Raw genomic sequence first — 24,970 nt, 5'->3', positions numbered from 1 at the left:
ATGCGCTCCAGGTCCTGCACCTGGACTCCTCGTTCCTGTCCGGCATCACTCGGCGATGGTCGCGGACCGTTCGGCCGTCACCGGTGGAGGGGTGGTCCACTCCTTCAGCACGACCTCCACCGACTCCTCACCCAGCCCGCCGGGTGTCGCCGGTGCCCGTGACCCGGTGCGGGAGAACCGTGGAGCAGGCGCCGGGTGCAGGGCGCCCTCGACCTCCACGAAGGTGTCGCGCTCCCGGTTGTGGGGGTGCGCCGCGGCCTCGTCGAAGGTGAGCACCGGGGTGACGCACGCGTCGGTCCCCTCGAAGACCTGGGCCCACTCGGCCATGGTCCGCGACTCGACCGCCTGGCCGATCAGTTCACGGAGCCGGGGCCACTGCTCCTGGTCCCCCTGCTCGGGCCAGTCGGAGAGGTCGACCCCGAGGCGCGAGACGAACTCGACGTAGAAGTCGGCCTCGAGGCAGCCCACGGCCAGGTAGCGGCCGTCGGCGCACCGATAGGTCCCGTAGAAGGGCGCATTGCCGTCGAGGTAGTTGCTCCCCGGGTCGTCACTGTGGAGACCGGCGGCGCGCAGGCCCTGGATCTTCGTGGTCAGCAGGGCGACCCCGTCGACCATGGCGGCATCGACCACCTGGCCGCGGCCGGAAGCACGGGCCTCGAACACGGCCGAGACGATGCCGAGCGCCGCCACCGCCCCGCCACCGGCGTAGTCGCCCAGCAGGTTGATGGGAGGCATGGGCGCGGAGCCCCAGCCGCCGAGGGCGTGCAGGACGCCGCTCTGGGCAACGTAGTTGATGTCGTGCCCGGCAGAGTGCGCCATCGGGCCGTCCTGCCCGTAGCCCGTGAGCCGCGCCATCACCAGGGCGGGATTTCGGCCGTGAAGCGCCTCAGGCCCCAGCCCGAGACGTTCGACGACCCCGGGGCGGAAGCCCTCGATGAAGACGTCGGCTAGCTCGCAGAGCGCAAGCACCTGCTCCCTGCCCTCCGGCGACTTGAGGTCCACCGGCACCGACCGCACCCCCCGGTTGACGAGGTCGTGCTCCGGCGGCAGCGCCGCCGCCTGCTCCAGGAGCCGGGCCTGCCGGTTCTCCGGACGCGCGATCCGAACCACCTCGGCCCCCAGGTCCGCCAGCAGCATGCTGGCGAAGGGAACCGGGCCCATGCCGGCCAGGACGACAACGCGTACGTCGTGCAGCGGTCCCATCTCGTCCAACCCCCCGCTCGCTCGTCAAGCGACGCGTTCGAAGACGGCCGTCAGGCCCTGGCCGCCACCGATGCACATCGTCTCCAGGCCATAGCGGCCCTCCCGACGGTCCAGCTCGCGGAGCATCGTGGTGAGGATGCGGACGCCGGTCGCGCCCACCGGGTGGCCGAGCGAGATACCCGACCCGTTGACGTTGAGCCGCTCGAAGTCCGACTCCCCCAGCCCCCACGCGGTCGTGCACGCGAGCGCCTGGGCGGCGAACGCCTCGTTGAGCTCGATGAGGTCCATGTCGGCCAGGGTGAGCCCGGCGCGGCCGAGCGCTGCCTCGGTCGAAGGCACCGGCCCGATGCCCATGCGGTGCGGCTCCACGCCGGCGGCCGCCCACGTGACCAGCCGCGCCAGGGGTCGGAGGCCGAGCTGCGCGGCCCGCTCGGGAGTGGTGACCAGGCAGGCGGCGGCACCGTCGTTCTGGCCGCTGGCGTTGCCGGCGGTGACCGTCGACTCGGGGTCGAGCTTGACCCGCACCGGGCGCAGAGCGGCCAGCGACTCCAGCGAGACGTCGTCGCGGGGGTGCTCGTCGGTGTCCACGACGGTCTCGCCGCGGCGGGTGGAGACGGTGACGGGCACGATCTCCTCCTTGAACCGGCCGTCGCGCATGGCGGCCACCGCACGCTGGTGCGACGAGAGGGCCAGACGGTCCTGCGCCTCCCGGCTGATCGAGAACTCCCGGCGCAGGTTCTCCGCGGTCTCGAGCATGCCGCCCTCGACGGGGTGGCGCTTGCCACCGGAGGTGATCCGGCCCCGCGCGATGCGGTCCCACATCGGCGTGGAGTCGCCGCGGTAACCGAAGCGCCCACCGACGGTGTAGTGCTCGGCCTGGCTCATGCTCTCGGCGCCACCGGCGATGACCGTGTCGCAGGCACCGGTCTGGACCCGCATCGCGGCGTCGAGCACGGCCTGCAGGGCCGAGCCGCAGCGACGGTCGAGCTGCTGCCCCGGCACGGTGATCGGGAAGCCCGCGTCCAGGGCCGCCACCCGCCCGATGGCCGGCGCCTCACCGTTGGGGTAGCACTGGCCGAAGATGACGTCGTCGACCTGACCGGGGTCGATGCCGGTGCGGCCCACCAGCTCGGTGAGCACGGTCGCGGCCAGGTCGGCCGCCGGGACGTCCCTGAACACCCCGCCGTACTTCCCCACGGGGGTCCGCAGGGGCTCGCAGATCACTGCCTCACGCATGTCACTTCTCTCGCTCGTGCCAGGTTCCGATGGGTCCGCCGCCGGCGCCGACCGTCCAGCGCCGGCAGCGGCGATCAGATGCCGCGGCCGCCGGTGACCTCGAGGACCGCACCGTTGACGTAGGAGGCCAGCGGCGAGGCCAGGAAGAGCACCGCGTTGGCGACCTCGTCAGGCTCTCCCGCACGGCCCATGGGGACCTCGGCCTCCTTGGCGGCGAAGATCTCGGGCTTCATCGACAGGGTCATCTCGGTGCGCACCAGTCCGGGCTGCACCGCGTTGACCCGGACTCCAGAAGGCCCGAGCTCCTTGGCGGCGGCCTTGGTGAGCCCGATCAAGCCGGCCTTCGCCGCGCTGTAGTTGGTCTGGCCCGGGTTCCCGATCTTCCCCGACAGTGACGACATGTTGACGATCGCGCCGCTCCTCTGCTGGCGGAACAGCCCCGACACGGCACGGGTGCCGAGCCAGGCGCCCTTGAGGCTGACGTCGAGGACGGCCTCGAAGTCGGCCACGCTCATCTTGGTCATGTAGCGATCCCGCGTGATGCCGGCGTTGTTGACCAGCACGTCGATCCGGCCGAAGGCGTCCAGAGTCGCCCTGACGAGCGCCTCCTGGTCCTTCTCCCTGGTGACGTCGCAGCGGGTACCGGCCACCGGTAGCCCGGTGCGCTCCTTGACGACGGCCTCGACCTTCGCCTCGTCGACGTCCACCACCATCACGCTGGCGCCGTGGGCGAGGAAGGTGTCGGCGATGGCCAGCCCGATCCCCTGGGCGGCACCGGTCACGATCGCGACCTGGCCGACCAGGAGACCGCGGCCGGGGACGAGCGCGTCGCCCGAGTCCCTGATCTGCTCCATCAGTACGACTTCGGGAGGCCGAGGATCTTGTCGCTCACGTAGTTGAGCACCATCGCTTGCGAGATCGGCGCGATCTTGAGCAGTCGCGACTCCCGCCAGAGGCGCTCGACGTGGTACTCCTTCGCGTAGGAGTAGCCGCCGAGGGTCTGCATCGCGCGGTCGCAGGCCTCGAAGCCGGCCTCGGCGCCGAGGAACTTGGCGGAGTTCGCCTCAGGGCCACACTGCTCGTGGTTGTCGAACAGCTCTGCGGCCTTCATGGCGATCTGCTCCGCGGCCTGCAGGCGGATCCAGGAGTCGGCCAGCGGGTGGGCGACGGCCTGGTTCTTGCCGATCGGGCGGTCGAAGATGACCCGGTCCTTGGCGTACTGCACGGCGATGTCGAGAGCCTTGCGACCGAGGCCGATCTGTTCCATCGCGACACAGATGCGCTCGGGGTTGAGCCCGTCGAGCAGGTAGTAGAAGCCCTTGCCGACCTCGCCGACGACGTCCTCGTCACCAATCTCGAGGTTGTCGATGAAGAGCTCGTTGGAGTCGATGCAGGAACGGCCGAGCTTCTCGATCTCCCGGACGGTGATCCGGTCCCGGTCGAGGTCGGTGAAGAAGAGGGTCATGCCGGCGAACGGCTTCTCCGGGTCACGCGGCGACGTACGCGTCAGCAACAGGATGCGCTGCGCGTTCTGCGCGTTGGTGATCCACACCTTCGTGCCGTTGACGACCCACTTGTCGCCCTTGCGCTCGGCCTTGGTGGTGATCCGCGAGGTGTCGACGCCGGCGTCGGGCTCGGTCACACCGAACGCCATGAGCAGCTCGCCCGCCGCGATCTTCGGCAGGTACTCCTTCTTCATCTCTTCCGACCCGTGCCGGATGACCGGACCGGGAGGAAAGATGTAGAAGTGAATCGCGGAGGCGCCTCCGGTGCCGCCGGCGTAACCGATCTCGTGCAGCATGACCGCGGACTCGGTGAGCCCCAAGCCCAGGCCGCCGTACTCCTCGGGGATCATGGCGCCCAGCCAGCCACCCTTGGCGAACGCCTTCACGAACTCCCAGGGGTACTCGTGCTTGCTGTCCTTCTCGCGCCAGTAGTCCAGGTCGAACTTGCGGGCGAGGTCTCGCGTGGCCTTGCGGATCAGCTCGAGGTCGGCTGCGTCGGTCATCGGTCTCCTGCTTCCTGGATGGTGGGGATGTCGTCGAGGGGGGTCGTCGGCTCGAGTGCCGACAGGTCCCCAGCTGGTTCACCGAGGTGCCGAGCCCGGATGGCGCGGCGCATGATCTTTCCGTTCTTGGTCTTGGGCAGGCTGCGCACCACGTGGAGGCTCGGTGCGAACGACCTTCCGACGTTGTGCACCGCCTGGGCCCGCACGTCGTCGAGGTCGGCGTCGTCGCGGACCACGGCGAAGGCGACGACGCGCTGCCCGCGCATCTCGTCGGGCACGCCCACCACGGCGGCCTCGAGCACGCGGGAGTCCCGCAGCAACGCCGCCTCGATCTCCGACGGGCCGACCCGGCGACCCGAGACCTTGATCGTGTCGTCGGAGCGGCCGTGCAGCTGCCACGTCCCGTCCGGGTGCACCTCGGCGAGGTCGCCGTGGACCCAGACACCGTCGAACTGGTTCCAGTAGGTCTCGAGGTAGCGCTCGGTGTCCTGCCAGAAGGCGTGTGTCATGCCCGGCCAGGTGTTGAACACCGCGAGCTCGCCCACATCCCCCACCACCACTTCTCCGGCCTGGTCCACGACCGCGACGTCCATCCCGGGCAATGGTCCGTTGAAGCCACCGGCGGCCATCGGGAGGAACGGGTAGGCGACCAGGATCCCGCCGCCGGTCTCGGTGCCGCCGCTGTAGTTGACGATCGGCCGGGTGCCTCCGCCGACATCGGAGAAGAGCCAGTGCCAGGTCGGGGTGTCCCAGGCCTCGCCCGTGGAGGCGAAGGAGCGCACCGAAGAGATGTCGTGTTGTGGCGCGGCCCCTTCGTTCATGAGCAGCCGGGCCGCCGTCGGGGCGATGCCCTGGAAGGTGACGCCGTGCCGCTCCACTATCTCCCACAGCCGCTGGGGACCGGGGTGGTGCGGCACGCCCTCGACCAGCACGATCGTCGCACCGAGCTGGAGGCCGCCCATGATGAGCAACGGGCCGAGCATCCAGCCCATGTCGGCGATCCAGGCGATGACGTCGTCCTCGGCGATGTCGAAGCCGTAGGCGAAGTCGACCGCCGCCTTGACGGAGAACCCGGCGTGCGAGTGCACGATGCCCTTGGGTGCCCCGGTGGTGCCCGAGGTGTAGATGATGGTCAGCGGGTCGTTGCTGCCAGTCGAGACGGTCCGGACCGGCGTCGGCTCGGGGTCGAGGTCGTGCCAGTAGACGTCGCGCCCGGGCTCCATCGGCACCTCGTCACCGGAGTAGGCGACGACGACGGCGATCCGCACCGAGGGCGCGGTGGTCAGGGCCTCGTCCGCCACCCGCTTGAGATCGACCCGCTTGCCTCGCCGGGTGGTGCCGTCCGCGGTGACGAGGACCTCGGCCTTCGACTCGCGCAGCCGGGTGGCCAGGGCCTCCGGTCCGTAGCCGGTGAACGCCGGGACCGAGATCGCGCCCAGCGCGGCGCAGGCCAGGTAGGCCACGACCGCCTCGGGGATCACCGGGAGGAAGAGCACCACCCGGTCACCGCGCCGGACGCCGCGGGCGGAGAGGTTGGCGGCGAACCGCCGGACCTCTGCGTCCAGCTCGCGGTAGGTCAGCGACCGCTGCTGGCCACCGTCACCTTCGAACACCACCGCCGGCTTGTCGGCCAGGGGGCCGTCGGCGTGCCGGTGGCAGCACAGGTCGGCGGCGTTGAGCCGACCGCCGGTGAACCACCGCGGCAGCGGCTTGCCGTCGCTGTCGTCACGGACCTTGTCGAAGGGCTCGCGGAAGTCGATCCGCAGGTCCTCCACCACGGCACGCCAGAACCACTCGGGCTCGTCGACTGAGGCCGCGTGCAGCGACTCGACGCTGTCGTACCCCCACCGCTGCATCGCGGCGAGGAGACGGCTGCGCCGGCGCTCCGCCTCGCCCGGCGTCCACTCGGGAGCGACGGGTGCGGCGAACAGGCCGGGGCCGTGCATCGGGTACTCCTCTCGGTACTGGCGAGCTGGTGTCAGGTGTCAGGCGTTGACGGGCTCGTCGACCGTGGAGCGCTTGAGCATCAGGCCGGCACGGGCGGCGTCGCAGACGATCTCGTCGCGCTGGTTGATGCCGTAGTGGCGGAAGTAGACGATCCCGGAGTCGTCGCGGCTCTTGGACTCGCGCTTGGAGACGATCTCGGTGCGGACCCGGATCGTGTCGCCGTGGAAGACGGGCTTCGGGAACTTGACCTCCTGGAAACCGAGGTTGCCCAGGGTGGTGCCCTGCGTGGTGTCCGGCACGGTGATCCCGGTGACCAAGCCGAGGATGTAGAGGCTGTTGACCAGACGCTGGCCGTAGATGCTGTCCTTGGAGTACTCGGCGTCCAGGTGCAGGGGGGCCAGGTTGAGCGTCATCGAGCAGAACAGGATGTTGTCGGTCTCGGTGACGGTGCGCCGGGTGGCGTGCTCGACCACGAGGCCGGGCTCGAGCTCTTCGAAGTACAGGCCAGGCATGTCTGTTCCTCTCGTCAGTTCTTGTCGAAGTTCCGGGCGTACGCGAGCACCTCGCGTGCGGTCTTGATGTGGGCGTAGTCGACGTGCATGCCCTCGTAGACGACGGCGGCGGCACCCTGGGCCTCGGCCTTGTCGAAGGCCTCGATCATCCCGGTGTAGAAGTCCACCTCGAACTTCGACGGACTGAAGACCTCGTTGGCCACGTCGATGTGCGCGGGATGGATCAACACCTGGCCCCGGAAGCCCAGCTCGCGGTTCCTGACCGAGAAGTTCCTGGCCCCCTCGGGGTCGGCCAGGTCCTGCCAGACCCCGACCAGCGGGAACTCCAGCCCGGCGGCCCGGCAGGCGAGCACGGCTCGGCTGCGCAGGTACAGGGTCTCGTCGCCACCGGGAGTGAAGGTGAAGCCGATCGACCGGGAGACGTCCGCATCACGCGCCGTGCCGGCGAAGAGGGTCGCGATCCGGGGCGAGGCCTTGGCGATCTCCTCGCAGGCGGCGTACGACTCCGCCGTCTCGAGGTTCGCGAGGAACTCGATCCGGCCGGACTCGACGCCGTTCTTCGCCTCGAAGTGCGTCACCAGCGCCTCGTAGCGGACGATGTCATCGCGCCCCGAGAGCTTGGGCAGGGAGAAGCCGTCGAGCCCGGGCAGTGCCACGGCCGCGATGTCGTCGCCGGTGAGACCGGTGTCCAGCGGGTTGAGCCGGACGTAGACGGCGATCTCGGCGCCGTTCTCGCGCAGCCGGGTGATCGATCGGGCGACCTCGGCGCGGGCCTCTGCCTTCAGGTCGTGGGGAACGGAGTCCTCGAGGTCGAGGATGACCCCGTCCACTCCCTTGGCGATCGCCTTCTCGACCCATGTCCCCCGGTGGCCGGGGACGAAGAGCAGCGAACGAACTGGCCTCATGGCTACCTCCTTAGACGCATCCACACAATATATTATGCGTTGCATTCCCGTCTACCCCGGAGGCGTAAGTCAGAGCTCCCGATCAGGGACGACCAGGGCACCGCCAGGTGGCGGGGAGCATCACGAGGGCGGTGGCGCCGAACGCCACGCGGTCCGAGGACAGGTCGGCGATCGTGCCGACGACGAGAGCGGTGACGGGCCTGACGCCGACCAGGCCGACCAGGCCGACCATCCACAGGGCCATGACCCTCCCCCGCAGCTCGTCCGGCACGCGGAGCTGCAGCAGCGTGCTCACGCCGGCCATCCCCAGCGTGAACCCGAGCCCGGTCTGGCCGAAGGCGACGTATCCAGCGGCCAGCCACGGCATGGCAGCACACGTCACCGAGCCGGCGACCATCAGCGCGAAGCCCAGGAACGCCACGCGGGCGTGGGACTGGCGTCCGTCCAGCACGATCGACTGCTAGATGCCGACGGCGGCACCGACCCCGAAGCTGGCGCTGAGGACCCCGACCAGCATCGCTCCCCGCCGAAGCCGTCGGCATAGGACGGCGCGAGGATGAAGACCGGCTCGGACCCGAGGCCGACGAAGGTCACCGCCACCAGCAGCCGCAGCAGCGTCCGGTCCCGGCGAACGACGTACGACCACGCGGCTCGCACGCTGCCCTCCGCCGTGCGCGGCCGCCGCGGGCTCTCCGGTGGCCGCACGACCAACACGATGAGAGCCAAGACCGCGTGGCCCGCGGCGGCCCACCACAGCACGGCGACCGATCCGAAGGCGGCCAGCACGAAGGCCCCGAGGACCGGGCCGGCGACACGCGCGACGGAGAGCGGCACCGTGTTGAGCGACATGGCGAGGGGCAGCTCCGTGGGTCCCGCGCTCTTCGGTGTGGGCGGCGGGGCCCTGGCGGCGTGGGTGGCGCTCGTGGATCGGCAGGACGGCTGGCCGGCAGTCGCGGTCATCGCCGCCTCGTCCGCGGTCAGCGGCGTCGGCCTCGCGATCGGCGGGGCCTCGATGAACTCGCTGGTCCCCCAGTTGGCGACCTGAGCTGCACGACGGCCAGCCCCCGGTCAGCCGCGGCCCCGCTCCAGAGACCGACGACGATCTGCGGCAGGTAGAGGGCCGCGTTCACCAGCGCCACGGCCAGGGCCGAGCCGGTGGCCTCGAAAGCCAGGATGCTGGTGACCAGTGTCTGGATCATCACGCCGGCGAAGGAGGAAAACTTCCCCCAGAAGACGCCGCCGAAGTGGGGGTCGACCACGAGCCGCCCGATACCGCGAGCGGCAGGCTCGGCGCCGGGCGAGGCCTCAGCCGGCCGCCGTCACGCTCTTCCGCAGCTCCGTTGCAGGTTCTATATCTCGCAAGAGGCGTTACAAAGTCGATCGAGCGACGAGTTCCCTCGTGGGCATATAGAATATACAATGTGCCGCAGCCCACACGCTAGAGAGGTCACCATGCAGCGCAAGCCCTTGGCAGGTATCCGGGTCCTCGAGTTCGGCGGATACATCTCCGGGCCCTACGCCACGTCGTTCCTCTGCTCCCTCGGCGCGGACGTGATCAAGATCGAGCGTCCCGGTCCCGGGGAGGACTTCCGTCGCGGCGTCGACGCGGCGAGCCTCTACTTCCGTCAGTACAACAGCGGCAAGCGCAGCCTCGCCGTCGACCTGAAGCGCCCCGAGGGCATCGAACTGGTGAAGGCACTGGTGCCCAGCTCCGACGTGGTGCTGGAGAACCTGCGCCCCGGGAAGATGGACGCGCTCGGGCTCGGCCGGCCCCACCTCACCGCCCTGCGGCCCGACCTGGTCTACACCTCGGTCACCGGCTTCGGCAGCGGCGGGAGCATGTTCGGCAGACCCGCCTACGACATGATCGGCCAGGCATTCGGGGGCCTGGTCTCGACGCTGAGCAACCGCGACGAGGCGCAACTCACCGGCACCTGCCTGGCCGACCTGGTCACCGGCCTGTCGACCGCGACCGGGATCCTGGCTGCTCTGGTCGGCCGTGGCGCCACCGGTGAGGGGATGGCGGTCGAGACCTCCATCACCGAGGCCGTCTCCACGCTGACCATCGACGCGGTCACCCAGTTCTTCGACACCGCCACCGCGCCCACGAGGCAGAGCCGCCACCCGCAGGCGCAGAACTTCTGCCTCAAGACCGCCAGCGACGAGTTCCTGGTGCTGCACCTCAGCTCGTCGCAGAAGTTCTGGGAGTCCCTGGTCGCCGCCGTGGGGCGGCCGGAGCTGCTGCGGGACGCCCGGTTCACGACGTACGGCGACCGGATGGAGCACTACTTCGACCTCGCCCGCATCCTCGACGGCGAGTTCATGCTGCGCCCCGCCGACGAGTGGGAGAAGCTGCTGATCGACCACGACGTGCCCTTCGCCCCCGTGCTGAGCGTCGAGGGGTACCGCGCCCACCCGCAGGTTCAGTGGCTCGACATCTTCGAGCCCGAGCGCGATGGGCTGGCCCTGACCCGGGTGCCGTGGCGCTTCGAGGGAGAGCGTCCGGGGCGTCCGGGCAGCGCACCGCGGGTCGGGGAGGACACCCTCGAGGTGGCCGGCGAGGTCTACGACGACGACCGGATCCAGTCGCTGTTGGACGCGGGCGTCCTCTTCATCGCACCCGCTCGCTGAGCGGCGAAGCCCTGGCGCGCCCGTGTCCCTCGAGATCCCGGTCGACCCGGCACTGCTGCACGTCTTCGCTCGCAGTGTCGGCGACGACGACCCGGCCGACAGGGCACAGCTCTTCGGCCCGTCGGTCCGACCGGTGACGGCACCCCTCACGTTCACGCGGGCGGTCGCCGAGCACTTCGACGACGACGGCGAGCTGCGCCGTGGGCCGGACGGCCAGCCGCTGCCCCCGGGTGGATCGGACGATCGGTTCCACGCCGAGCAACACTTCGAGTACGTGCGTCCGTTGCGCGCCGGCGAGCGCCTCACAGCCCTCACACGCCCGGGGACGGTCACTCGTAAGCAGGGCCGGGCCGGACTGCTGGAGTTCACCGAGACCCACACCGACTTCGTGGACGACGAGGGCAACGTCGTCGTGCGCAGCCGTCGGGTGGGCGTCCAGGTGCACCCCGACCCCCGATGAGCGACCTCTGGAGCCCTCCGCCGCAGGAGGGCCCGACCTTGTCCGGGGACTCGTGACCACGCTGAGCCGCGCCGACATCGCGCGCTACGCCGGAGCATCGGGTGACGTGAATCTCGTCCACGTCGATGAACCCTTTGCGACGGCCGCCGGCCACCCGGCGGGTGATCGCGCACGGGATGCTGACCATGGGGCTGACCGGCTCCTTCCTGACCGGCCTGATCGGGCACCACCGAGTGCGCCGGTTCGGGGGCCGGTTCCTGGCGACGGTCGTCGCCGGGGACTCCCTGGACTGCACCGCGCGAGTACGCACGGTCCGCAGGACCGGGTACGACGTCGAGCTCGAGCTCGAGCTGCAGACCACCAGGGGTGACCAGACCGTCGTCTTCGCGAGAGAGGCGGTCGCCGTCCGGACGATCGAGGAGGCAGGATGACCGAGACAGAACAGTGGCGCGGCAAGAAGGTGCTCATCACCGGCGGCACCAGCGGCACAGGACTGGAGACTGCTCGCAGGCTGCTGGCCGGCGGCGCCCACGTCGTGGTTGTGGGCCGCGACGCCCACCGGGGACAGGCGGCGGTCGAGGAGCTCCGGACGCTCGCCGCCCGGACGGGCGGCTCGGCGCACCTCGCGCTCGGCAACTGCGCGCAGTACGACGAGTCAGCCCGCGTGGTGGCAGAGGCGGTGTCCGAGTTGGGCGCGCTGGACGTGGTGATCAGCGCCGGCGCCCGGGGCGAGGGTGACCCGAAGCCGTTCGCAGACATGACGCCGGAGGAGATCCACCGCGGCCTGACGACCCGCTTCCTGGCCCGGGTTCACCCGGTGCACGCAGCGATCCCCCATTTGCGCGGGCGTGAGGGAGCCAGTGTCGTCCTCCTGACCACCGATGCCGGTCGCCACGCCACTCGCGGCGAGAGCATCGTGGGCGCCTACGCCGCCTCCGTCATCGCCTTCACCAAGACCCTGGCCCGCGAGCTCTCCAGGGACCGGGTACGGGTCAACGCGGTGTCGATGACCCTGACGTCGGGGACCCAGTCCTGGGAGACGATCTTCGGCCAGGAGAGCTACCAGAAGGACCTGTTCGCCAAGGCCCTCGACCGGTTCCCCTTCGGAACCGCGCCCAGCGCCGGGGATGTGGCCCAAGCCGTCGTCTTCCTGGCCTCGGCCGGGGCTGCCCATGTCACGGGGCAGACCCTCAGCGTCAACGGCGGGCTTTCGTTCGGCGGCTGGTGACCCGCTCAGTGCGACGAACGCGGCCGTCGACACAGGGAGACACGATGACGGGTCGTACCGGTGGGCTGCTGATAAAATCCATTTAACACTATCGAGAGGAGGGGCTCATGGCTCACGACATCGCCGGCGCACCGGCAGCAGTTCGCGCCCCCAAGCGGCAGCAGCTGCCCGAGGAGGTCGCCTCGTACGTGCGCGAGCTCATCATCTCGGGTGAGGTGCAGCCCGGTGAGTTCCTGCGGATCGAGCCGATCGCCGAGGCCGTCGGCGTGAGCAACACCCCGGTCCGCGAGGGACTGCTGTCGCTTCGCAGCCAGGGGTTCGTCCAACTGGCTCCCCGACGCGGGTTCGTCGTGGCACCCTTCAGCCAGCAGGACGTGCGCGACCTGTTCTGGGCGCAGTCCCAGCTTGCCGGCGAACTGGCGGCCCGCGCGGCCAGGAAGATCACGCCCGAGTCGATCAAGCGCCTCGAGGAACTCACCGAGCGCTACACCGGCGCGGTGGACTCCCGTGACGAGCAGGGGGTCGCCGACCTCGGCCACCATTTCCACCGGGAGATCAACCTGGCCGCCGACTCCCATCGTCTGGCACTCCTGCTGGGATCCGTGGTCCGCCACCTGCCCAACCGGTTCTACGCCAACATCGAAGGGCACGTCGGCGAGACCCAGGACGATCATCCGCTGCTCGTCCAGGCCATGCGCGACGGCGACTCCCGCAAAGCGCGCTCCCTCATGGAGAAGCACATCCAGAAGGGCGGCGACCGGCTCATCGAAACCCTGAGCTCGCGAGGGATCTGGGACACCGACGCCCCGGCCTGAGCGCGCCCCGGGCGCTGCACGCGCCACGCGCACGACCCACGACGGGGCCCCGCCGCCTCATCTGCGGGCACGACCTCGTCGTGTGCAGACGTCCCCTGGGTCCCGTCGCGTTGCGCCCGGCGGCCGGCCGCTTGCCACGCCAGCCGAGCGCTACGACGACTCGTGGAGTACTCCCCCGATGTACCAACACCACAGGCCTCGCTCGGATGACGTGAAGGTCGGCTCCATCACCAGGTAGGCCAACCTGGCTAGATCGGCCTGAATCCACCGACTCTTCGGTATCGACCCGCGCGGTCGAGAAGGCGGCTGCGCCCGTTCGTCTCTCCGCGCACTCCGGATACGTCGCATCGACCCTCAGCGCAACGACTGCGACAAGTCGACCGTGGAATTGCCCCAGGCGTGCTTGTTGCCCTGCTGCACTGGGGTCGTCCTCCAACCCCGTCGCTGTAACCGGCGGACAGGTCCCACTCCGAGTCCGGCGGGAAGGTCGTGACCCGATGCACCGGGCCGCTCCGCGGCGGCAGGGGTGATGAACTCTCGCCGAGAACGTCATCTGCTCGCAGACGCACCGGCGGCCCGTCGAGGCGGACGATGTGCACTGACGCTGCCGGGTGGCTCCTGGCGCAGCGGCGTGTTTTCGTCGCGGAAGATCACCGATCTGCCGGCGGCCCGGAGGCGCACGAACTGTTCACGACCGCCCGCCCCACCGGTCGCAACTGCGGGCTCCTCGGCCTGGGAGCTGGCCGCCGCACCGTTCGGGCCGGTTCGGCGTCCGCAGCTGAGCCGCACGGCAAGAGGGGAGTCGGCGGCCCGGTGCCGCGCACTCGGGGAGGCGATCGTCGGCGAGCAGTCGTCGAGCTCGTGCGCCTGCGAACGGCCCGACGGCGCCCCCGAGCCGATCCCTTCCGGCCGGCCTAAATTCCGGCGAGCGCGCGGAACGTGCCGACGTGGTCGGATGGGTTGCCGACGACCTGCAGCGCGACGTGATCGGCTCCTGCGTCTCGAAGGCGTCGACCTCCTGGCTGTTCATGGCGGTCTCACCCAGGTCGATCATGACATTCCGATCCGCGTCGTACTCGTACGTGATGTGTGTTCCGCACAGGCACTGCAAGCCCGTGATAGCCGCGGCACGTGTCGCGGACGCCGGCCTACCCGGTCAGACCAGCGAGACCGATCGCCCACCGTCCAGCTGCAGGGTCTGACCAGTGATGAACCCCGCCGGATCGGAGGCCAAGAACGCGACCGTCGCCGCCACTTCCTCCGCCGTCCCTGCTCGTTTGAGGGCCGTGGCGGCGACGCGGCGCTCCAGGTCGTGGAAGGCCGAGAACGTCGGGGTGACCACGGTCGCCGGCGCGACCGCGTTGACCGTGACGCCGCGCGGGCCGAGTTCGTGGGAGAGGTGCTTGAGTGCTGCCTGCAGTCCCGCGCGGAAGATCGTGGAGAGCGCGTGCCGCGGCATCGGCTCCTTCACGCTCGCCGACGTGACGCCGACGATTCGCCCCCAGCCTCCTTCACCGATGAGCGGTGCGAGTCGTCGGAGCACCAGGAGGCTCGCGTCGAGCTGGTCGCGTTGTGCCGCCTCCCAGCGGTCGTCATCGTCCTCCTCCAGGAAGTCGCGCATCGGGCTCGGTGGCCGGGGAGTGTTCAGGACCAGGATGTCCACGCCTCCGGATCCGGCGCCCTCGCGCAGACGCTCGACGTCGGCCCGCTGGGACATGTCGCCGACGACCGTGTCCACCGTGACCTCCGCACGGGCCCGCACGACTCGGCGGACCTCCTCCAGCCGCTCGGCGTTCCGGGCCATCAGCACGATGTCGGCCCCCTCGACTGCTAGCGCCTCCGCGCACGCCAGGCCGAGACCCGCGCTCCCGCAGGTCACCACCGCCCGCTTCCCGGAGATCCCCAGGTCCATGAAACCGCCTCCTTGTCAGGATCGATGTCCTGCTTCGTGCGCCGTGGCCCCCACGAGCCGAGCCGACCACCCCGACGCTCGCCACGCCCCGCGAGACGTGGATGTGGACGACGTGGTGGCCTCGCAGCCGCCGGCGACCGCTGCTGCCTCGACGAAGCAGGCACCGCATGCCTGCACGATAGACGGTTGGAGACATCGCGTATATTATCTTTTTTGTACGACCGCCCAGAGCATAGGAGTGCCTACGTGCGTATCGGAATCCCGTGCGAGCCCATGGCACGCGAGACCCGGGTGGCTGCCACGCCTGCCACGGTCAGCAAGCTGCTGGAGCTCGGCTACGAGGTGGTCGTGGAGTCCGGCGCGGGCACGGCCAGCAGCTTTCCTGACCAGGACTACGCGGCAGCCGGCGCCATCGTCGGGACGGCGGACGACGTCTGGCAGGCCGAGGTCGTGCTTCGGGTGAACGCACTCGCTGTCGAGGAGATCGGCCGGCTGCGCGCCGGCGCGACACTGATCAGCCTCTTGTCGCCGGCGTTGAATCCGGACCTCGTGGACGCGCTGGCGCAGCGGCCGATCACCGCGCTGGCGATGGACGCCGTTCCGCGGATCTCCCGAGCGCAGTCGCTGGACGTCCTGTCGTCGATGGCCAACATCGCCGGCTACCGGGCGGTGATCGAGGCCGCGCACACCTTCGGCCGGTTCTTCACCGGCCAGGTGACCGCGGCGGGCAAGGTGCCGCCGGCGAAGGTGCTGGTGGCCGGCGCCGGGGTGGCCGGGCTGGCGGCGATCGGCGCGGCGAGCAGCCTGGGCGCGATCGTGCGGGCCACCGACGTGCGGCCGGAGGTGGCCGAGCAGGTGCGGTCGCTCGGCGGTGAGTACATCGCCGTCCCGGCCGGCGAGCAGGAGGTCAGCAGCGACGGCTACGCGCGGGAGATGGGCGAGGACTTCAACCGCCGGGCCGCACTGATGTACGCCGAGCAGGTCCCCGACGCCGACATCGTCATCACCACCGCGCTCATCCCCGGCCGGCCGGCGCCGCGGCTGATCACCGAGGAGATGGTGGCCAGCATGAAGCCGGGCAGCGTGATCGTGGACATGGCCGCCGCGCAGGGCGGGAACGTCGCCGGGTCGGTACCCGACGAGAGCGTGGTCACGCCCGACGGCGTCTCGATCATCGGCTACTCCGACCTGCCCGGCCGGCTGCCCGCGCAGGCCTCCCAGCTCTACGGCACCAACCTGGTGAACCTGATGAAACTGCTGACGCCCGGCAAGGACGGCGAGCTCGTCCTCGACTTCGACGACGTCGTCCAGCGGGCGATGACCGTGGTGCGCGAGGGCGAGAAGACCTGGCCCCCGCCACCCGTGCAGGTATCGGCCGCGCCGGTCTCGGTCGCCGCCGCGGCCGTGGAACCCGCCGCGCCGAAGCCGCCGCCTCCGCCGGCGCGGCGGTTCGCGGTCGTGGGAATCGCTGCGGCGCTGCTGTTCGCGATCACCGCCCTCTCCCCGAACGAGCTCATCCAGCACTTCACCGTCTTCGCCCTCGCCGTCGTCATCGGCTACTACGTGATCGGGCACGTGCACCACGCCCTCCACACGCCGCTGATGTCGGTGACCAACGCCATCTCCGGGATCATCGTGGTCGGCGCCCTGCTGCAGATCGGCCACGACCAGGCCGTGGTCACCGGGCTGGCCTTCGTCGCGATCCTGCTGGCCAGCATCAACGTCTTCGGCGGCTTCGCCGTGACCCGCCGCATGCTCGGCATGTTCACGAGGGGCTGACCCATGACCGCCACCACTGCCGCCGCCGCCGCGTACATCGTCGCCGGCCTGCTGTTCATCCTGAGCCTGGCCGGGCTGTCCCGGCACGAGAGCGCGAAGGCCGGCAACGCCTTCGGCATGGCCGGCATGGCCATCGCCCTGGCCGCAACCATCGCCCTGGCCGCTCCCAGCATCTCCGGCCTCGGCGTCGGGCTGCTCGTCGCCGCCGTCGTGATCGGCGCCGCCATCGGCGTGTGGCGGGCGCGCCGGGTCGAGATGACCGGCATGCCGGAGCTGATCGCGATCCTGCACAGCTTCGTCGGCCTCGCGGCCGTGCTGGTCGGCTGGAACGGCTATCTCTCGGTCGAGGCGAACGCCGAGGAGCAGACGGAGGTGGCCGACAACCTGCTCGGCATCCACTCGGCCGAGGTGGTCATCGGCGTCTTCATCGGCGCGGTCACCTTCACCGGCTCGATCGTCGCTTTCCTCAAGCTGTCCGGGCGGATCAAGTCCAATCCGCTCATGCTCCCGGCGCACAACGCGCTCAACCTCGGCGCGCTGGTCGCGTTCGTCGTCCTCACCGTCGTGTTCGTGCTCGAGCCGAACCTGCTGCTGCTCGCCGCTGTGACACTCATCGCCCTGGCGCTGGGCTGGCACCTCGTCGCCTCGATCGGCGGCGGCGACATGCCCGTCGTCGTGTCGATGCTCAACAGCTACTCCGGCTGGGCGGCCGCCGCCTCAGGCTTCCTGCTGGGCAACGATCTGCTGATCATCACGGGTGCCCTGGTCGGCGCCTCCGGTGCGTATCTGTCCTACATCATGTGCCGCGCCATGAACCGGTCGTTCATCTCCGTCATCGCCGGCGGCTTCGGCAACGAGGGCGCCGCCGCCGTCGACAAGGACTACGGCGAGCACAGCGAGATCGACGCCATGGGCGTCGCCGAGCTCCTGGGCGACGCCCGCTCGGTCGTCATCACACCGGGCTACGGGATGGCCGTCGCTCAGGCCCAGAGCGCCGTCGCCGAACTCACCCGGCACCTGCGCGAGCGGGGCGTCGACGTCCGCTTTGGAATCCACCCTGTCGCCGGCCGGCTCCCCGGCCACATGAACGTCCTGCTCGCCGAGGCGAAGGTGCCCTACGACGTCGTGCTCGAGATGGACGAGATCAACGACGACTTCACCGACACCGACGTCGTCCTCGTCATCGGCGCCAATGACACTGTCAACCCCGCCGCCACCGAAGACCCCGCCAGCCCGATTGCCGGCATGCCCGTCCTCAAGGTGTGGGAGGCCGAGAACGTCGTCGTCTTCAAACGCTCGATGAACACCGGCTACGCCGGCGTCCAGAACCCACTCTTCTTCCGGGACAACAGCCGCATGCTCTTCGGCGACGCCCGCGAGCGGGTGGAGGACATCCTCAAGGCGCTGTGACGATCAGCGGCGCAGGCTCATCGTGCCGGCCTCGACCCGCACGTGGCGATGCCGGTGGTGGGCGGCGCCGTCCATGCCGCGGTCGAGAACGGCCACGCGGGCTCCGAGCTCGTGCAGCACCTGCGCTGTCGCCGCGCTCGTCCCGCTCGCGCCGCCCCGCCCAATGGGGCCGGGGGCAGTGCGGTGAGAAGCCTGAGTGGTCCGTTCTTCCTCAGGTGCCGCGGAAGACTCGTTTGGCGACGGCTATCGCGGAGAACGCTGTCGGCCAGCCGGCATAGAACACCAGGTGGGTGATGGACTCGATCAGCTCTTGCTCGGTCGTGCCCTTGGTCGTTTGCCCCGGCCAGGGCGGGAGCAGCGGCTCGGCCAACACCTAGAGCGCTCGTCACTGTTCTGCCGGGGCGTTGGGGAAGACGCCGACGAGGAGATGCGCCCCACCCTGCGGCGGACCATCAGGACGGGACAGAGCCCGAAGACCTACCGTCGCAATGTCCGCCTACTCGTCTAGCGCTTGGCGTCCACCATCAAGCTGCGATGGTGGCGGGCGTGACGCCGCGATTGCTCCAGGCATGCTTCGTTCCTCGCTGGACGAGCGTGTCCTCTGGGCGGAGAAGGGTCTCCCCTGTCTCGAGGACGGCGTAGATCTCGCCCGAGACAACGGTGACGATGTCGAGGGTCTCGGTGACGAACAATCCGGGGATGCCTCCGTCCTCGCCGCTTGGGAGTGATCCCTTGAGTGCTCCACGGAAGTCCTGATAACCGAGAGACCTGTCCCAATCGCTGTCGGGCGGGACAATGGTGATGCGATAGACCAGCCCCGCATCAGGCGGCAGCGTGATCACTCGACATCGAGCCCGTCTCCGTCGGACATGGAGGCTGGTAGGCAGTTCAAGCGCCAGATCTCGCACTTGGTGTTGCCTGGCGCGGACAGGCGCGTCTGGGTCAGCTCGTCCGAGGCGAAGGTCGACCTCCCCTCCGCGTCGAGACCAGTCACGACACGTCGGGCCTGCGCGTGGAGATGCTCACCCGCCATCACGACTCGCTTCCACTTCGGTTGATCGCTCCACCGTGGCCGAGCCTCGCACGTACTCCACGAGCCCCGGGGTCATGCAGCCGCCGCCAGGACGTCATGCTCGAGCAGCCATCCAGGTGGGCCGGCAAGATCGTCTCGTCCCGTTCCGCACCAGGTGGGCGACCAGTTCCTCGATCACCCAGCACAGCCTTCGCGCGCCGTGCAACCTCCGCGAGCGGCGCGGAGGCCATGGGAAATGGACTGCCTACTGAGCGGTGTGTCCGGCATCGATCGTCAGCGACACACCCGTGACGTAGCGCGCCTCGTCCGAGGCCAGCCACAGGACAGCGTTCGACACGTCGATCGGATCGATCCAGCCCAGGTCGAGCGCATGAGCGGCCTTGAACCGCGGCATCAGCTTCTCGAGGGTCCTCTCTTCCTCCGGCAGGTCAGGCGCGAATCGCGCGAAGACCGCAGGGTTCATCAACATGTCCGTCTCGACGTTGGTCGGGTTGACGGTGTTGACGCGGATGCGGTCACGGCCCAGTTCGAGGGCCAGGGTCTTCGCCAAGCCGACGACACCGTGCTTGGCGGCGACGTAGTGCCCGATGCCAGGCATGCCAATGAAGCCGGCGGTCGAACTGGTCAGGACGATGGACCCCCCTCCGGCGGAGCGAAGGTGCGGGATTGCAGCCTTGGCGGTGTGCCACACACCGGTCAGGTTGACGTCCATGAGGTCCTGCCAGTAGGCGTCTGTCAGCGTCTCGAGCTCGCCGAAGTTCAGGATCCCGGCGTTCGCTGACACGATGTCGAGACGACCGAGGCTCGCCACACCGTCGTCGACGGCTTGCTTCAGCTGGTCGTAGTCACGCACGTCGGCCCTTGCTCCGAACGCCTTCCTCCCGAGGGCTTCGACGGCCTCGACGGTTTCGCGCAGGCCGTCCTCCGTGCCTTGTGGGTAGGGGACGGACGGGATGGCGGCGCAGAGGTCGACCGCGATGATGTCGGCGCCCTCCTCGGCTAGTCGCACGGCGTGGCTGCGACCCTGCCCCTGCGCAGCTCCGGTGACGAGGGCTGCCTTGCCTTCTACTCGGCCGACCATCTGCTTCTCCTGTCGATTGCGCGTCTTCCTGCCCACATAGGGCTCACATTGGGCAGTACAGACGCGGAGGGTGGGGCGTATCGGGGGCGTCCGCCGTGACGGCGGCCTACGACCAGCCGTCGATGAGGCTGGCTGGCACCCCGACCGATTTGAACTCGACGTAGCCGTCGATGCCCTCTAGGGCGAACTCGGGCTCCGTCCAGGGCGAAACAACCGGGATCCGCTCCGTCGACTCGGGCTCGACCCACTGGCCCCCCATGAAGAGGCGGTCGTACTGTCCGGTCCACGTCACGCTGCACTCCTGTCTCGTGTACACAGCCGCGGTGCAGGGGACGGTTGGTCGTCCATGCGTCGTCGGTCCTGCCGCGGGTGAGAGCTGTGAGAGGTCACACCGATCGTGTCGCCGACGCTGCCAGCACACCGCGCTCAGCGTCGGCCCTCCGCAACCTCAGTCGATGCCATGCTACTCCGCATAATATATTCGAACAAGGTCATCCGGTGCCGCTGGTCTCTGAGGTGTGCCTTCTTCACGGTGGCGCTCCCTTTGTGTGGTGGCTCAGGCCTGCGAGGTGGGCATGGCCCACAGCTCGGCGATGGAGGAGTGACGCGGCCGGGTGACCATGAACGCGACGCTGTCGGCGATGTCCTCGGGCTGCAGCGGCACCGGGATGTTCTCGGCGTCGGAGGTGGCCAGGTCCTCGCGGATCTTCTGACTGTTGTGCGAGACGAGCTCGGTGGCCACGGCGCCGGGCTCGAGCACGCCGACGCGCACGTGCCGCTTGGTGACCTCCTGGCGCAGCGCTTCGCTGAAGCCGTTCACGCCGAACTTGGTCATGTTGTAGACGCCGAAGTTCGCCCATGCCTGACGGCCCGCGATCGAGGAGATGTTCACGATGTCGGCGACGCCGCGCAGCTCGTCGTCAGCAGCCTTGAGCAGGTACGGCAGTGCAGCGTTGGTGATGTAGAGCATGGCCTTCTGGTTGATGGCGATCATCCGCTCCCACTCGTCGACGTCGGCGCCGATGACCGGACCCAGGAGCATCAGTCCGGCGTTGTTGACGACGATGTCCAGGCGCCCGGTGTGCTCGACGATCTGCTGGACGGCCGCCTCGGCCTGGTCGCGGACGCTGATGTCCGCGACGATGACCAGGGCGGTGCCGCCCGCTTGCTGGATCTCAGCGGCGAGGGTGTCCAGGCGGTCCCGGCGGCGAGCGACGACAGCCACGGTGGCGCCGAGCTCGGCGAGCCGGCGTGCGGTAGCGGAGCCGATGCCGCTGCTCGCGCCGGTGACGAGCGCGGTGCTCCCGGTCAGTGATGACGACATGCGTCGAAGTCCCTCCTCATGAAACGGGCTCGTGCGGCGGGTGGGCAGTTCCCGCGCGCCCGGGTGATCTCAGGCGTCGTCGTGGGCGAGGCTGCTGGAGAGGTCGCGGTGGGCGTCGACCTGGGCGAGGAGGTCCTTGGCCTTCTGCTCCACACCGGCGACGGCGTCGGCGCCGGCGACCCAGCGCACCGGCGGCTGCTCCGAAGTCGCGAGGCCGATGAGGGCGTGGGCGAGCTTGACCGGGTCCCCGCCCTGCCGGCCGTTCATGCCGTTCCACGCCGCGACGGTCTGGCGGGTGCGCTCGGCGTAGTCCTCGATCGAGGGCTGGGCGTAGCTCGTGGACTCTGGGGTGAGCAGGTCGGTGCGGAAGAAGCCGGGCTCGACGACCATGGTGTGGACGCCGAAGGGCGCCACCTCCGGCGTGAGGGACTCCATCCAGCCTTCGAGGGCGAACTTCGACGCGGCGTAGGCGGTGCAGAACTCCTGCCCGATGAGGCCGGCGGAGGAGCTCATGGTCACCACGACTCCGGAGCGCTGGGCGCGCATGACCGGCAGCACGGCGCGGGTGACGTTCAGCGGGCCGAACAGGTTGGTCTCCACCTGGGCGCGGAAGCCCTCCGGGGTGATCTCCTCGAAGAACCCGGCGTAGAAGTTGCCGGCGTTGTTGATCAGCACGTCGACGCGGCCGAAGCGCGCGACCGCGGCGTCCACGGCGGCCTGCACGCTGGCCGGGTCGGTGACGTCCAGTGCGACGGCCAGCAGGTCGTCGTGGTCGCCGAGGGCCTCGGTGACCTTCTGGGCGTTGCGGGCGGTGGCGACGACCTGGTGGCCGGCGTCGAGGGCGGCGCGGGCGATGTCGACGCCCATGCCGCGTCCGGCTCCGGTGACCAGGACGACCTTCGTGGTTGTCATGTCGAGCTCCTCTTCTGCGGCGGCGAGGCGGTCCGCGGTCTGCGGGCTCGGTCGGCCTCGAGCGCCGACACCCAGAGAACGCCCACTCGCGAAGCAGCGACAGGACCTGTCAAGAGGGGTACTCACAGAGACCCTTTGGACGCGCTAACCGCTCCTACGCTCGGTGGCATGGACGACAAGGAGGCCGCGAGAACGGCCGTTCGCGAGTTCCTCAGCTCGCGTCGTGACCGGGTCTCCCCGGCCGACGCCGGCCTCCCCGTGGGCGGGACCCGCCGCCGGGTGAAGGGCCTCCGCCGGGAGGAGGTCGCTCTGCTGGCCGGGGTGAGTCCGGAGTACTACATCCGGCTGGAGCGCGGTCAGGCGACCGGCCCGTCCGCGAGCGTCGTGGAGTCCGTCGCCGCAGTGCTCCGACTCGACGACGACGAGCGCTGCCACCTCGACCGCCTGCTCGCCGCGCTCACGCCGGAGGCATGCAAGCGACCCAAGGCCGCGGTCAAGGAGATCATCAGCGCCGGCGTTCAGGTCCTGCTGAACTCGATGGGCGACCTGCCGGCCGTGGTGTTCAGCAGCCGGCTCGACGTGCTGGCGGTCAACGACCTGGGACGAGCGCTGTATGCGCCGTTGTTCGACACCGACGGCCCGCCCAACACCGCACTCTTCCTCTTCCTGGATGAGCACCGGGCCCGCCAGCTGTTCCCGCAGTGGGGGCGCATCGCCAGCGACACGGTGTCCCTACTCCGGGTCGAGGCCGGTCGCCGTCCCAATGACCCGGCCCTGATCGCGCTGATCGGTCAGCTGTCCACCCGCAGCGGCGCCTTCCGCACTCGGTGGGCAGCCAACGACGTCCGGGCGCACAGGCCGGGCGTCAAGGCCTTCCGACATCCGGCGATCGGGGAGGTGGTCCTGCCCTACGAGAACCTCACCGTCGACGCGACCGGCGACCACACCCTCACCGTCTTCACCCCCCAACCGGGCTCGCCCGAACATGACGCGATCCAGCTCCTCGCCAGCTGGTCCGCCACCCGCGGTCCGGCCGACGCCGCGACTCCCCCACGGCATGCGTGAACCGGGCGATCCCCTACCGCCTCGACGGCGACGCGGCTCGTCGGATGGCTGGACCAACCCGCCATCGAGGGCCTGAGCCGGTTCAGGGACACCTAAGTGGCGTCCACCAAGGTGGTGTTCGACGGGCTCGGTGACGAGTAGCCCTCGAACGTGAAGGCGGCCACCGCGTGTTCTTTGGAGACCTCTCGGAGACCCAGGAGTTCGACGCGATGACCGCGCCGAGCAGTATCGACCCTGCCCACTTCTTGCAAGAGCAACTCGCCCAGGCCAGCCCGGACCTGCTGCGCCGAATGCTTACGACCTTCCTCAACACCCTCATGTCGGCCGAAACCGACGCGGTCTGCGCGCCGGCTACGGCGAGCGAAGCGAGGCGCGGTCCAACGTCCGCAACGGCTACCGGCCCCGGGAGTTCGACACCCGGGCCGGCACGCTGGAGCTGGCGGTGCCCAAGCTGCGCGCCGGGTCCTACTTCCCCGACTGGCTGCTGGAGCATCGCCGGCGCGCGGAGCAGGCGCTGACCACCGTGGTCGCCACCTGCTACCTGCTTGGGGTGAGCACCCGCCGGATGGAGAAGCTCGTCGAGAGCTTGGGATCACTCGGCTGTCAAAGTCCCAAGTCAGCGAGATGGCCAAGGAGCTCGACGCCCAGGTCGCGGACTTCCGGCACCGGCCCTCGACCAGGGGCCTTACACCTTTGTCGCGGCCGACGCCCTGGTCCTCAAGGTCCGCGGGGGCGGTCGGGTGGTCAACGTGCACGCGCTGCTGGCCACCGGCGTGAACACCGACGGGCACCGGGAGATCCTCGGCCTGCAAGTCACCAGCGCGGAGGACGGATCCGGCCGTCCTCCAGTTCTTCTGCAGTTGGGTCAGGTCCATCCCCCGCCGGCTGGTGAGCCCCGCGAACTGGGCCGAGAGGTAGTTCTTGCCCTTCATCCGCCCGACGGAGCCGGCTGCCTCGACCAGCATCGAGGTCAGTCTTTGTTGCCGTGCTGGGCCCCGGGCTGGTGCCGTTTGCCGGCCGACTCGAAGATCCCCGGCGCCAGACCCGCCCACGACGCCAGATGCGCCGCTCCAGCGATCAAGAGCGCGACCCGTCACAGACCCGTGAATGGGTGAGTTGCAGGCGCGCGTCAGCGCGGGGCGGGCGCAGCCCGTCCTCCAGTTCTTCTGCAGTTCCGATCAGGCGGCCGGATCGAGAACCACGGTGTGGCCGAGGCGTTCGAGCTGGGCGACCAGCCGGCGGGTGTGCGCCTCGTCGTTGCGACGGGCCAGCCACTCCGGCCCCAGGTCGGAGTAGGTCTCGTCGCGCGTCAGCATCCAATAGGCCGAGACCAGAATCGAGTGGCCGACCGCCACCTGTGCCCGGGCCATGCCCCGCCGGCTGGTGAGCCTCGCGTGCTGGGCGGCCAGATAGTTGGCGCCCTTCATCCGCCCCACCGAGCCGGCCGCCTCGACCAGCATCGCGGTCAGCCACTTGTTGCCGTGCTGCTGCTCGGGCTGATGCCGCTTG

At 69.7% G+C, this 24,970-nt stretch carries 27 protein-coding genes and 2 pseudogenes; 11 read left to right on the top strand and 18 right to left on the bottom strand.

The window, feature by feature from the left end; translation table 11 throughout:
• Positions 1–45: 45 nt before the first annotated feature.
• The 9 genes from MY520_RS10655 to MY520_RS10615 all read right to left on the bottom strand — a co-directional run bounded on the left by MY520_RS10655 (position 46) and on the right by MY520_RS10615 (position 8,660).
• Entirely contained in the window at positions 46–1,203 is a 1,158-nt protein-coding gene (locus tag MY520_RS10655; protein WP_436692065.1) for a CaiB/BaiF CoA transferase family protein, read from the bottom strand.
• Between the two features lie 24 nt (positions 1,204–1,227).
• A complete protein-coding gene (locus tag MY520_RS10650; RefSeq protein ID WP_436692064.1) occupies positions 1,228–2,439 on the bottom strand; it encodes an acetyl-CoA C-acetyltransferase in 1,212 nt (403 codons plus the stop codon).
• 74 nt (positions 2,440–2,513) lie between these two features.
• Complete coding sequence (gene fabG, locus MY520_RS10645) at positions 2,514–3,293, bottom strand: 3-oxoacyl-ACP reductase FabG (RefSeq protein ID WP_436692063.1); 780 nt, start codon at positions 3,291–3,293, stop codon at positions 2,514–2,516.
• The gene (locus MY520_RS10640; protein WP_436692062.1) at positions 3,293–4,447 is read right to left on the bottom strand and encodes an acyl-CoA dehydrogenase family protein; all 1,155 of its coding nucleotides are present in this window, start codon (positions 4,445–4,447) and stop codon (positions 3,293–3,295) included. The genes fabG and MY520_RS10640 overlap by 1 nt, the downstream gene beginning before the upstream one ends.
• Complete coding sequence (locus tag MY520_RS10635) at positions 4,444–6,393, bottom strand: AMP-binding protein (RefSeq protein ID WP_436692061.1); 1,950 nt, start codon at positions 6,391–6,393, stop codon at positions 4,444–4,446. The genes MY520_RS10640 and MY520_RS10635 overlap by 4 nt, the downstream gene beginning before the upstream one ends.
• Positions 6,394–6,432: 39 nt before the next feature.
• Positions 6,433–6,906, bottom strand: coding sequence for a MaoC family dehydratase (locus tag MY520_RS10630; protein ID WP_436692060.1), 474 nt, complete (start codon positions 6,904–6,906; stop codon positions 6,433–6,435).
• Between the two features lie 14 nt (positions 6,907–6,920).
• On the bottom strand, positions 6,921–7,811 hold the full coding sequence (locus tag MY520_RS10625; protein ID WP_436692059.1) for an HpcH/HpaI aldolase/citrate lyase family protein: 891 nt from the start codon (positions 7,809–7,811) through the stop codon (positions 6,921–6,923).
• Between the two features lie 82 nt (positions 7,812–7,893).
• Entirely contained in the window at positions 7,894–8,232 is a 339-nt protein-coding gene (locus MY520_RS10620) for a hypothetical protein (RefSeq protein WP_436692058.1), read from the bottom strand.
• Positions 8,208–8,660 carry an MFS transporter gene (locus MY520_RS10615; RefSeq protein WP_436692057.1) on the bottom strand — a complete coding sequence of 151 codons (453 nt, stop codon included), beginning with the start codon at positions 8,658–8,660 and terminating at the stop codon, positions 8,208–8,210. The genes MY520_RS10620 and MY520_RS10615 overlap by 25 nt, the downstream gene beginning before the upstream one ends.
• A gap of 16 nt (positions 8,661–8,676) precedes the next feature.
• Here MY520_RS10615 and MY520_RS10610 point away from each other — a divergent pair, with 16 nt between their 5' ends.
• The 7 genes and pseudogenes from MY520_RS10610 (at position 8,677) to MY520_RS10580 (ending at position 12,945) form a co-directional block, all read left to right on the top strand.
• A complete protein-coding gene (locus MY520_RS10610) occupies positions 8,677–8,856 on the top strand; it encodes a hypothetical protein (protein ID WP_436692056.1) in 180 nt (59 codons plus the stop codon).
• Positions 8,857–9,263: 407 nt separating this feature from the next.
• Positions 9,264–10,442: a CaiB/BaiF CoA transferase family protein gene (locus MY520_RS10605; protein ID WP_436692055.1), complete on the top strand. Its 1,179-nt coding sequence runs from the start codon at positions 9,264–9,266 to the stop codon at positions 10,440–10,442.
• Positions 10,443–10,464: 22 nt separating this feature from the next.
• Positions 10,465–10,902 (top strand): FAS1-like dehydratase domain-containing protein, encoded by a 438-nt coding sequence (locus MY520_RS10600; protein ID WP_436692054.1) that lies wholly within the window; start codon positions 10,465–10,467, stop codon positions 10,900–10,902.
• Between the two features lie 52 nt (positions 10,903–10,954).
• Positions 10,955–11,011 (top strand): annotated as a pseudogene (locus tag MY520_RS10595) (hypothetical protein); the annotation flags it as partial.
• A 16-nt stretch (positions 11,012–11,027) separates the two neighbouring features.
• Positions 11,028–11,333, top strand: a complete 306-nt coding sequence (locus MY520_RS10590) for a hypothetical protein (protein ID WP_436692135.1) — start codon at positions 11,028–11,030, stop codon at positions 11,331–11,333.
• Positions 11,330–12,130 carry an SDR family NAD(P)-dependent oxidoreductase gene (locus MY520_RS10585; protein WP_436692053.1) on the top strand — a complete coding sequence of 267 codons (801 nt, stop codon included), beginning with the start codon at positions 11,330–11,332 and terminating at the stop codon, positions 12,128–12,130. Before MY520_RS10590 ends, MY520_RS10585 begins: the two co-directional genes overlap by 4 nt.
• A gap of 107 nt (positions 12,131–12,237) precedes the next feature.
• Positions 12,238–12,945 (top strand): GntR family transcriptional regulator, encoded by a 708-nt coding sequence (locus MY520_RS10580; RefSeq protein WP_436692052.1) that lies wholly within the window; start codon positions 12,238–12,240, stop codon positions 12,943–12,945.
• A 1,156-nt stretch (positions 12,946–14,101) separates the two neighbouring features.
• Here MY520_RS10580 and MY520_RS10575 read toward each other — a convergent pair.
• Positions 14,102–14,857, bottom strand: coding sequence for an SDR family oxidoreductase (locus MY520_RS10575; RefSeq protein ID WP_436692051.1), 756 nt, complete (start codon positions 14,855–14,857; stop codon positions 14,102–14,104).
• Positions 14,858–15,103: 246 nt separating this feature from the next.
• Between MY520_RS10575 and MY520_RS10570 the strand changes: the two genes are divergently transcribed.
• Positions 15,104–16,636, top strand: a complete 1,533-nt coding sequence (locus MY520_RS10570) for a Re/Si-specific NAD(P)(+) transhydrogenase subunit alpha (protein WP_436692050.1) — start codon at positions 15,104–15,106, stop codon at positions 16,634–16,636.
• Between the two features lie 3 nt (positions 16,637–16,639).
• Positions 16,640–18,046: a Re/Si-specific NAD(P)(+) transhydrogenase subunit beta gene (gene pntB, locus MY520_RS10565; protein ID WP_436692049.1), complete on the top strand. Its 1,407-nt coding sequence runs from the start codon at positions 16,640–16,642 to the stop codon at positions 18,044–18,046.
• Between the two features lie 211 nt (positions 18,047–18,257).
• Here the strand turns inward: pntB and MY520_RS10560 are convergent, their stop codons facing one another.
• The 6 genes from MY520_RS10560 to MY520_RS10535 form a co-directional block, all read right to left on the bottom strand.
• Positions 18,258–18,419 (bottom strand): carboxymuconolactone decarboxylase family protein, encoded by a 162-nt coding sequence (locus tag MY520_RS10560; RefSeq protein WP_436692048.1) that lies wholly within the window; start codon positions 18,417–18,419, stop codon positions 18,258–18,260.
• Positions 18,420–18,570: 151 nt separating this feature from the next.
• Complete coding sequence (locus MY520_RS10555) at positions 18,571–18,888, bottom strand: hypothetical protein (RefSeq protein WP_436692047.1); 318 nt, start codon at positions 18,886–18,888, stop codon at positions 18,571–18,573.
• Positions 18,889–19,323: 435 nt separating this feature from the next.
• Positions 19,324–20,196, bottom strand: a complete 873-nt coding sequence (locus MY520_RS10550; protein ID WP_436692046.1) for a mycofactocin-coupled SDR family oxidoreductase — start codon at positions 20,194–20,196, stop codon at positions 19,324–19,326.
• Positions 20,197–20,266: 70 nt separating this feature from the next.
• Entirely contained in the window at positions 20,267–20,452 is a 186-nt protein-coding gene (locus tag MY520_RS10545; RefSeq protein ID WP_436692045.1) for a hypothetical protein, read from the bottom strand.
• Between the two features lie 264 nt (positions 20,453–20,716).
• Positions 20,717–21,484, bottom strand: a complete 768-nt coding sequence (locus MY520_RS10540; RefSeq protein WP_436692044.1) for an SDR family NAD(P)-dependent oxidoreductase — start codon at positions 21,482–21,484, stop codon at positions 20,717–20,719.
• A gap of 69 nt (positions 21,485–21,553) precedes the next feature.
• Entirely contained in the window at positions 21,554–22,396 is an 843-nt protein-coding gene (locus tag MY520_RS10535) for an SDR family NAD(P)-dependent oxidoreductase (RefSeq protein WP_436692043.1), read from the bottom strand.
• A 168-nt stretch (positions 22,397–22,564) separates the two neighbouring features.
• Here MY520_RS10535 and MY520_RS10530 point away from each other — a divergent pair, with 168 nt between their 5' ends.
• Positions 22,565–23,461, top strand: a complete 897-nt coding sequence (locus MY520_RS10530) for a helix-turn-helix domain-containing protein (protein ID WP_436692042.1) — start codon at positions 22,565–22,567, stop codon at positions 23,459–23,461.
• A 209-nt stretch (positions 23,462–23,670) separates the two neighbouring features.
• Positions 23,671–24,297 (top strand): annotated as a pseudogene (locus tag MY520_RS10525) (IS256 family transposase); the annotation flags it as partial.
• Between the two features lie 134 nt (positions 24,298–24,431).
• Here the strand turns inward: MY520_RS10525 and MY520_RS10520 are convergent.
• Together MY520_RS10520 and MY520_RS10515 are read right to left on the bottom strand one after the other, a co-directional pair.
• Entirely contained in the window at positions 24,432–24,542 is a 111-nt protein-coding gene (locus MY520_RS10520) for a transposase (protein ID WP_436692133.1), read from the bottom strand.
• Between the two features lie 97 nt (positions 24,543–24,639).
• Positions 24,640–24,970 (bottom strand): hypothetical protein (locus MY520_RS10515; RefSeq protein WP_436692041.1); only part of this gene is annotated, 331 nt, incomplete at its 5' end.

This window comes from Geodermatophilus sp. CPCC 205506, from assembly GCF_051383635.1.
Lineage (GTDB): Bacteria > Actinomycetota > Actinomycetes > Mycobacteriales > Geodermatophilaceae > Geodermatophilus.
This window is presented reverse-complemented; position numbering and strand designations above follow the sequence as displayed.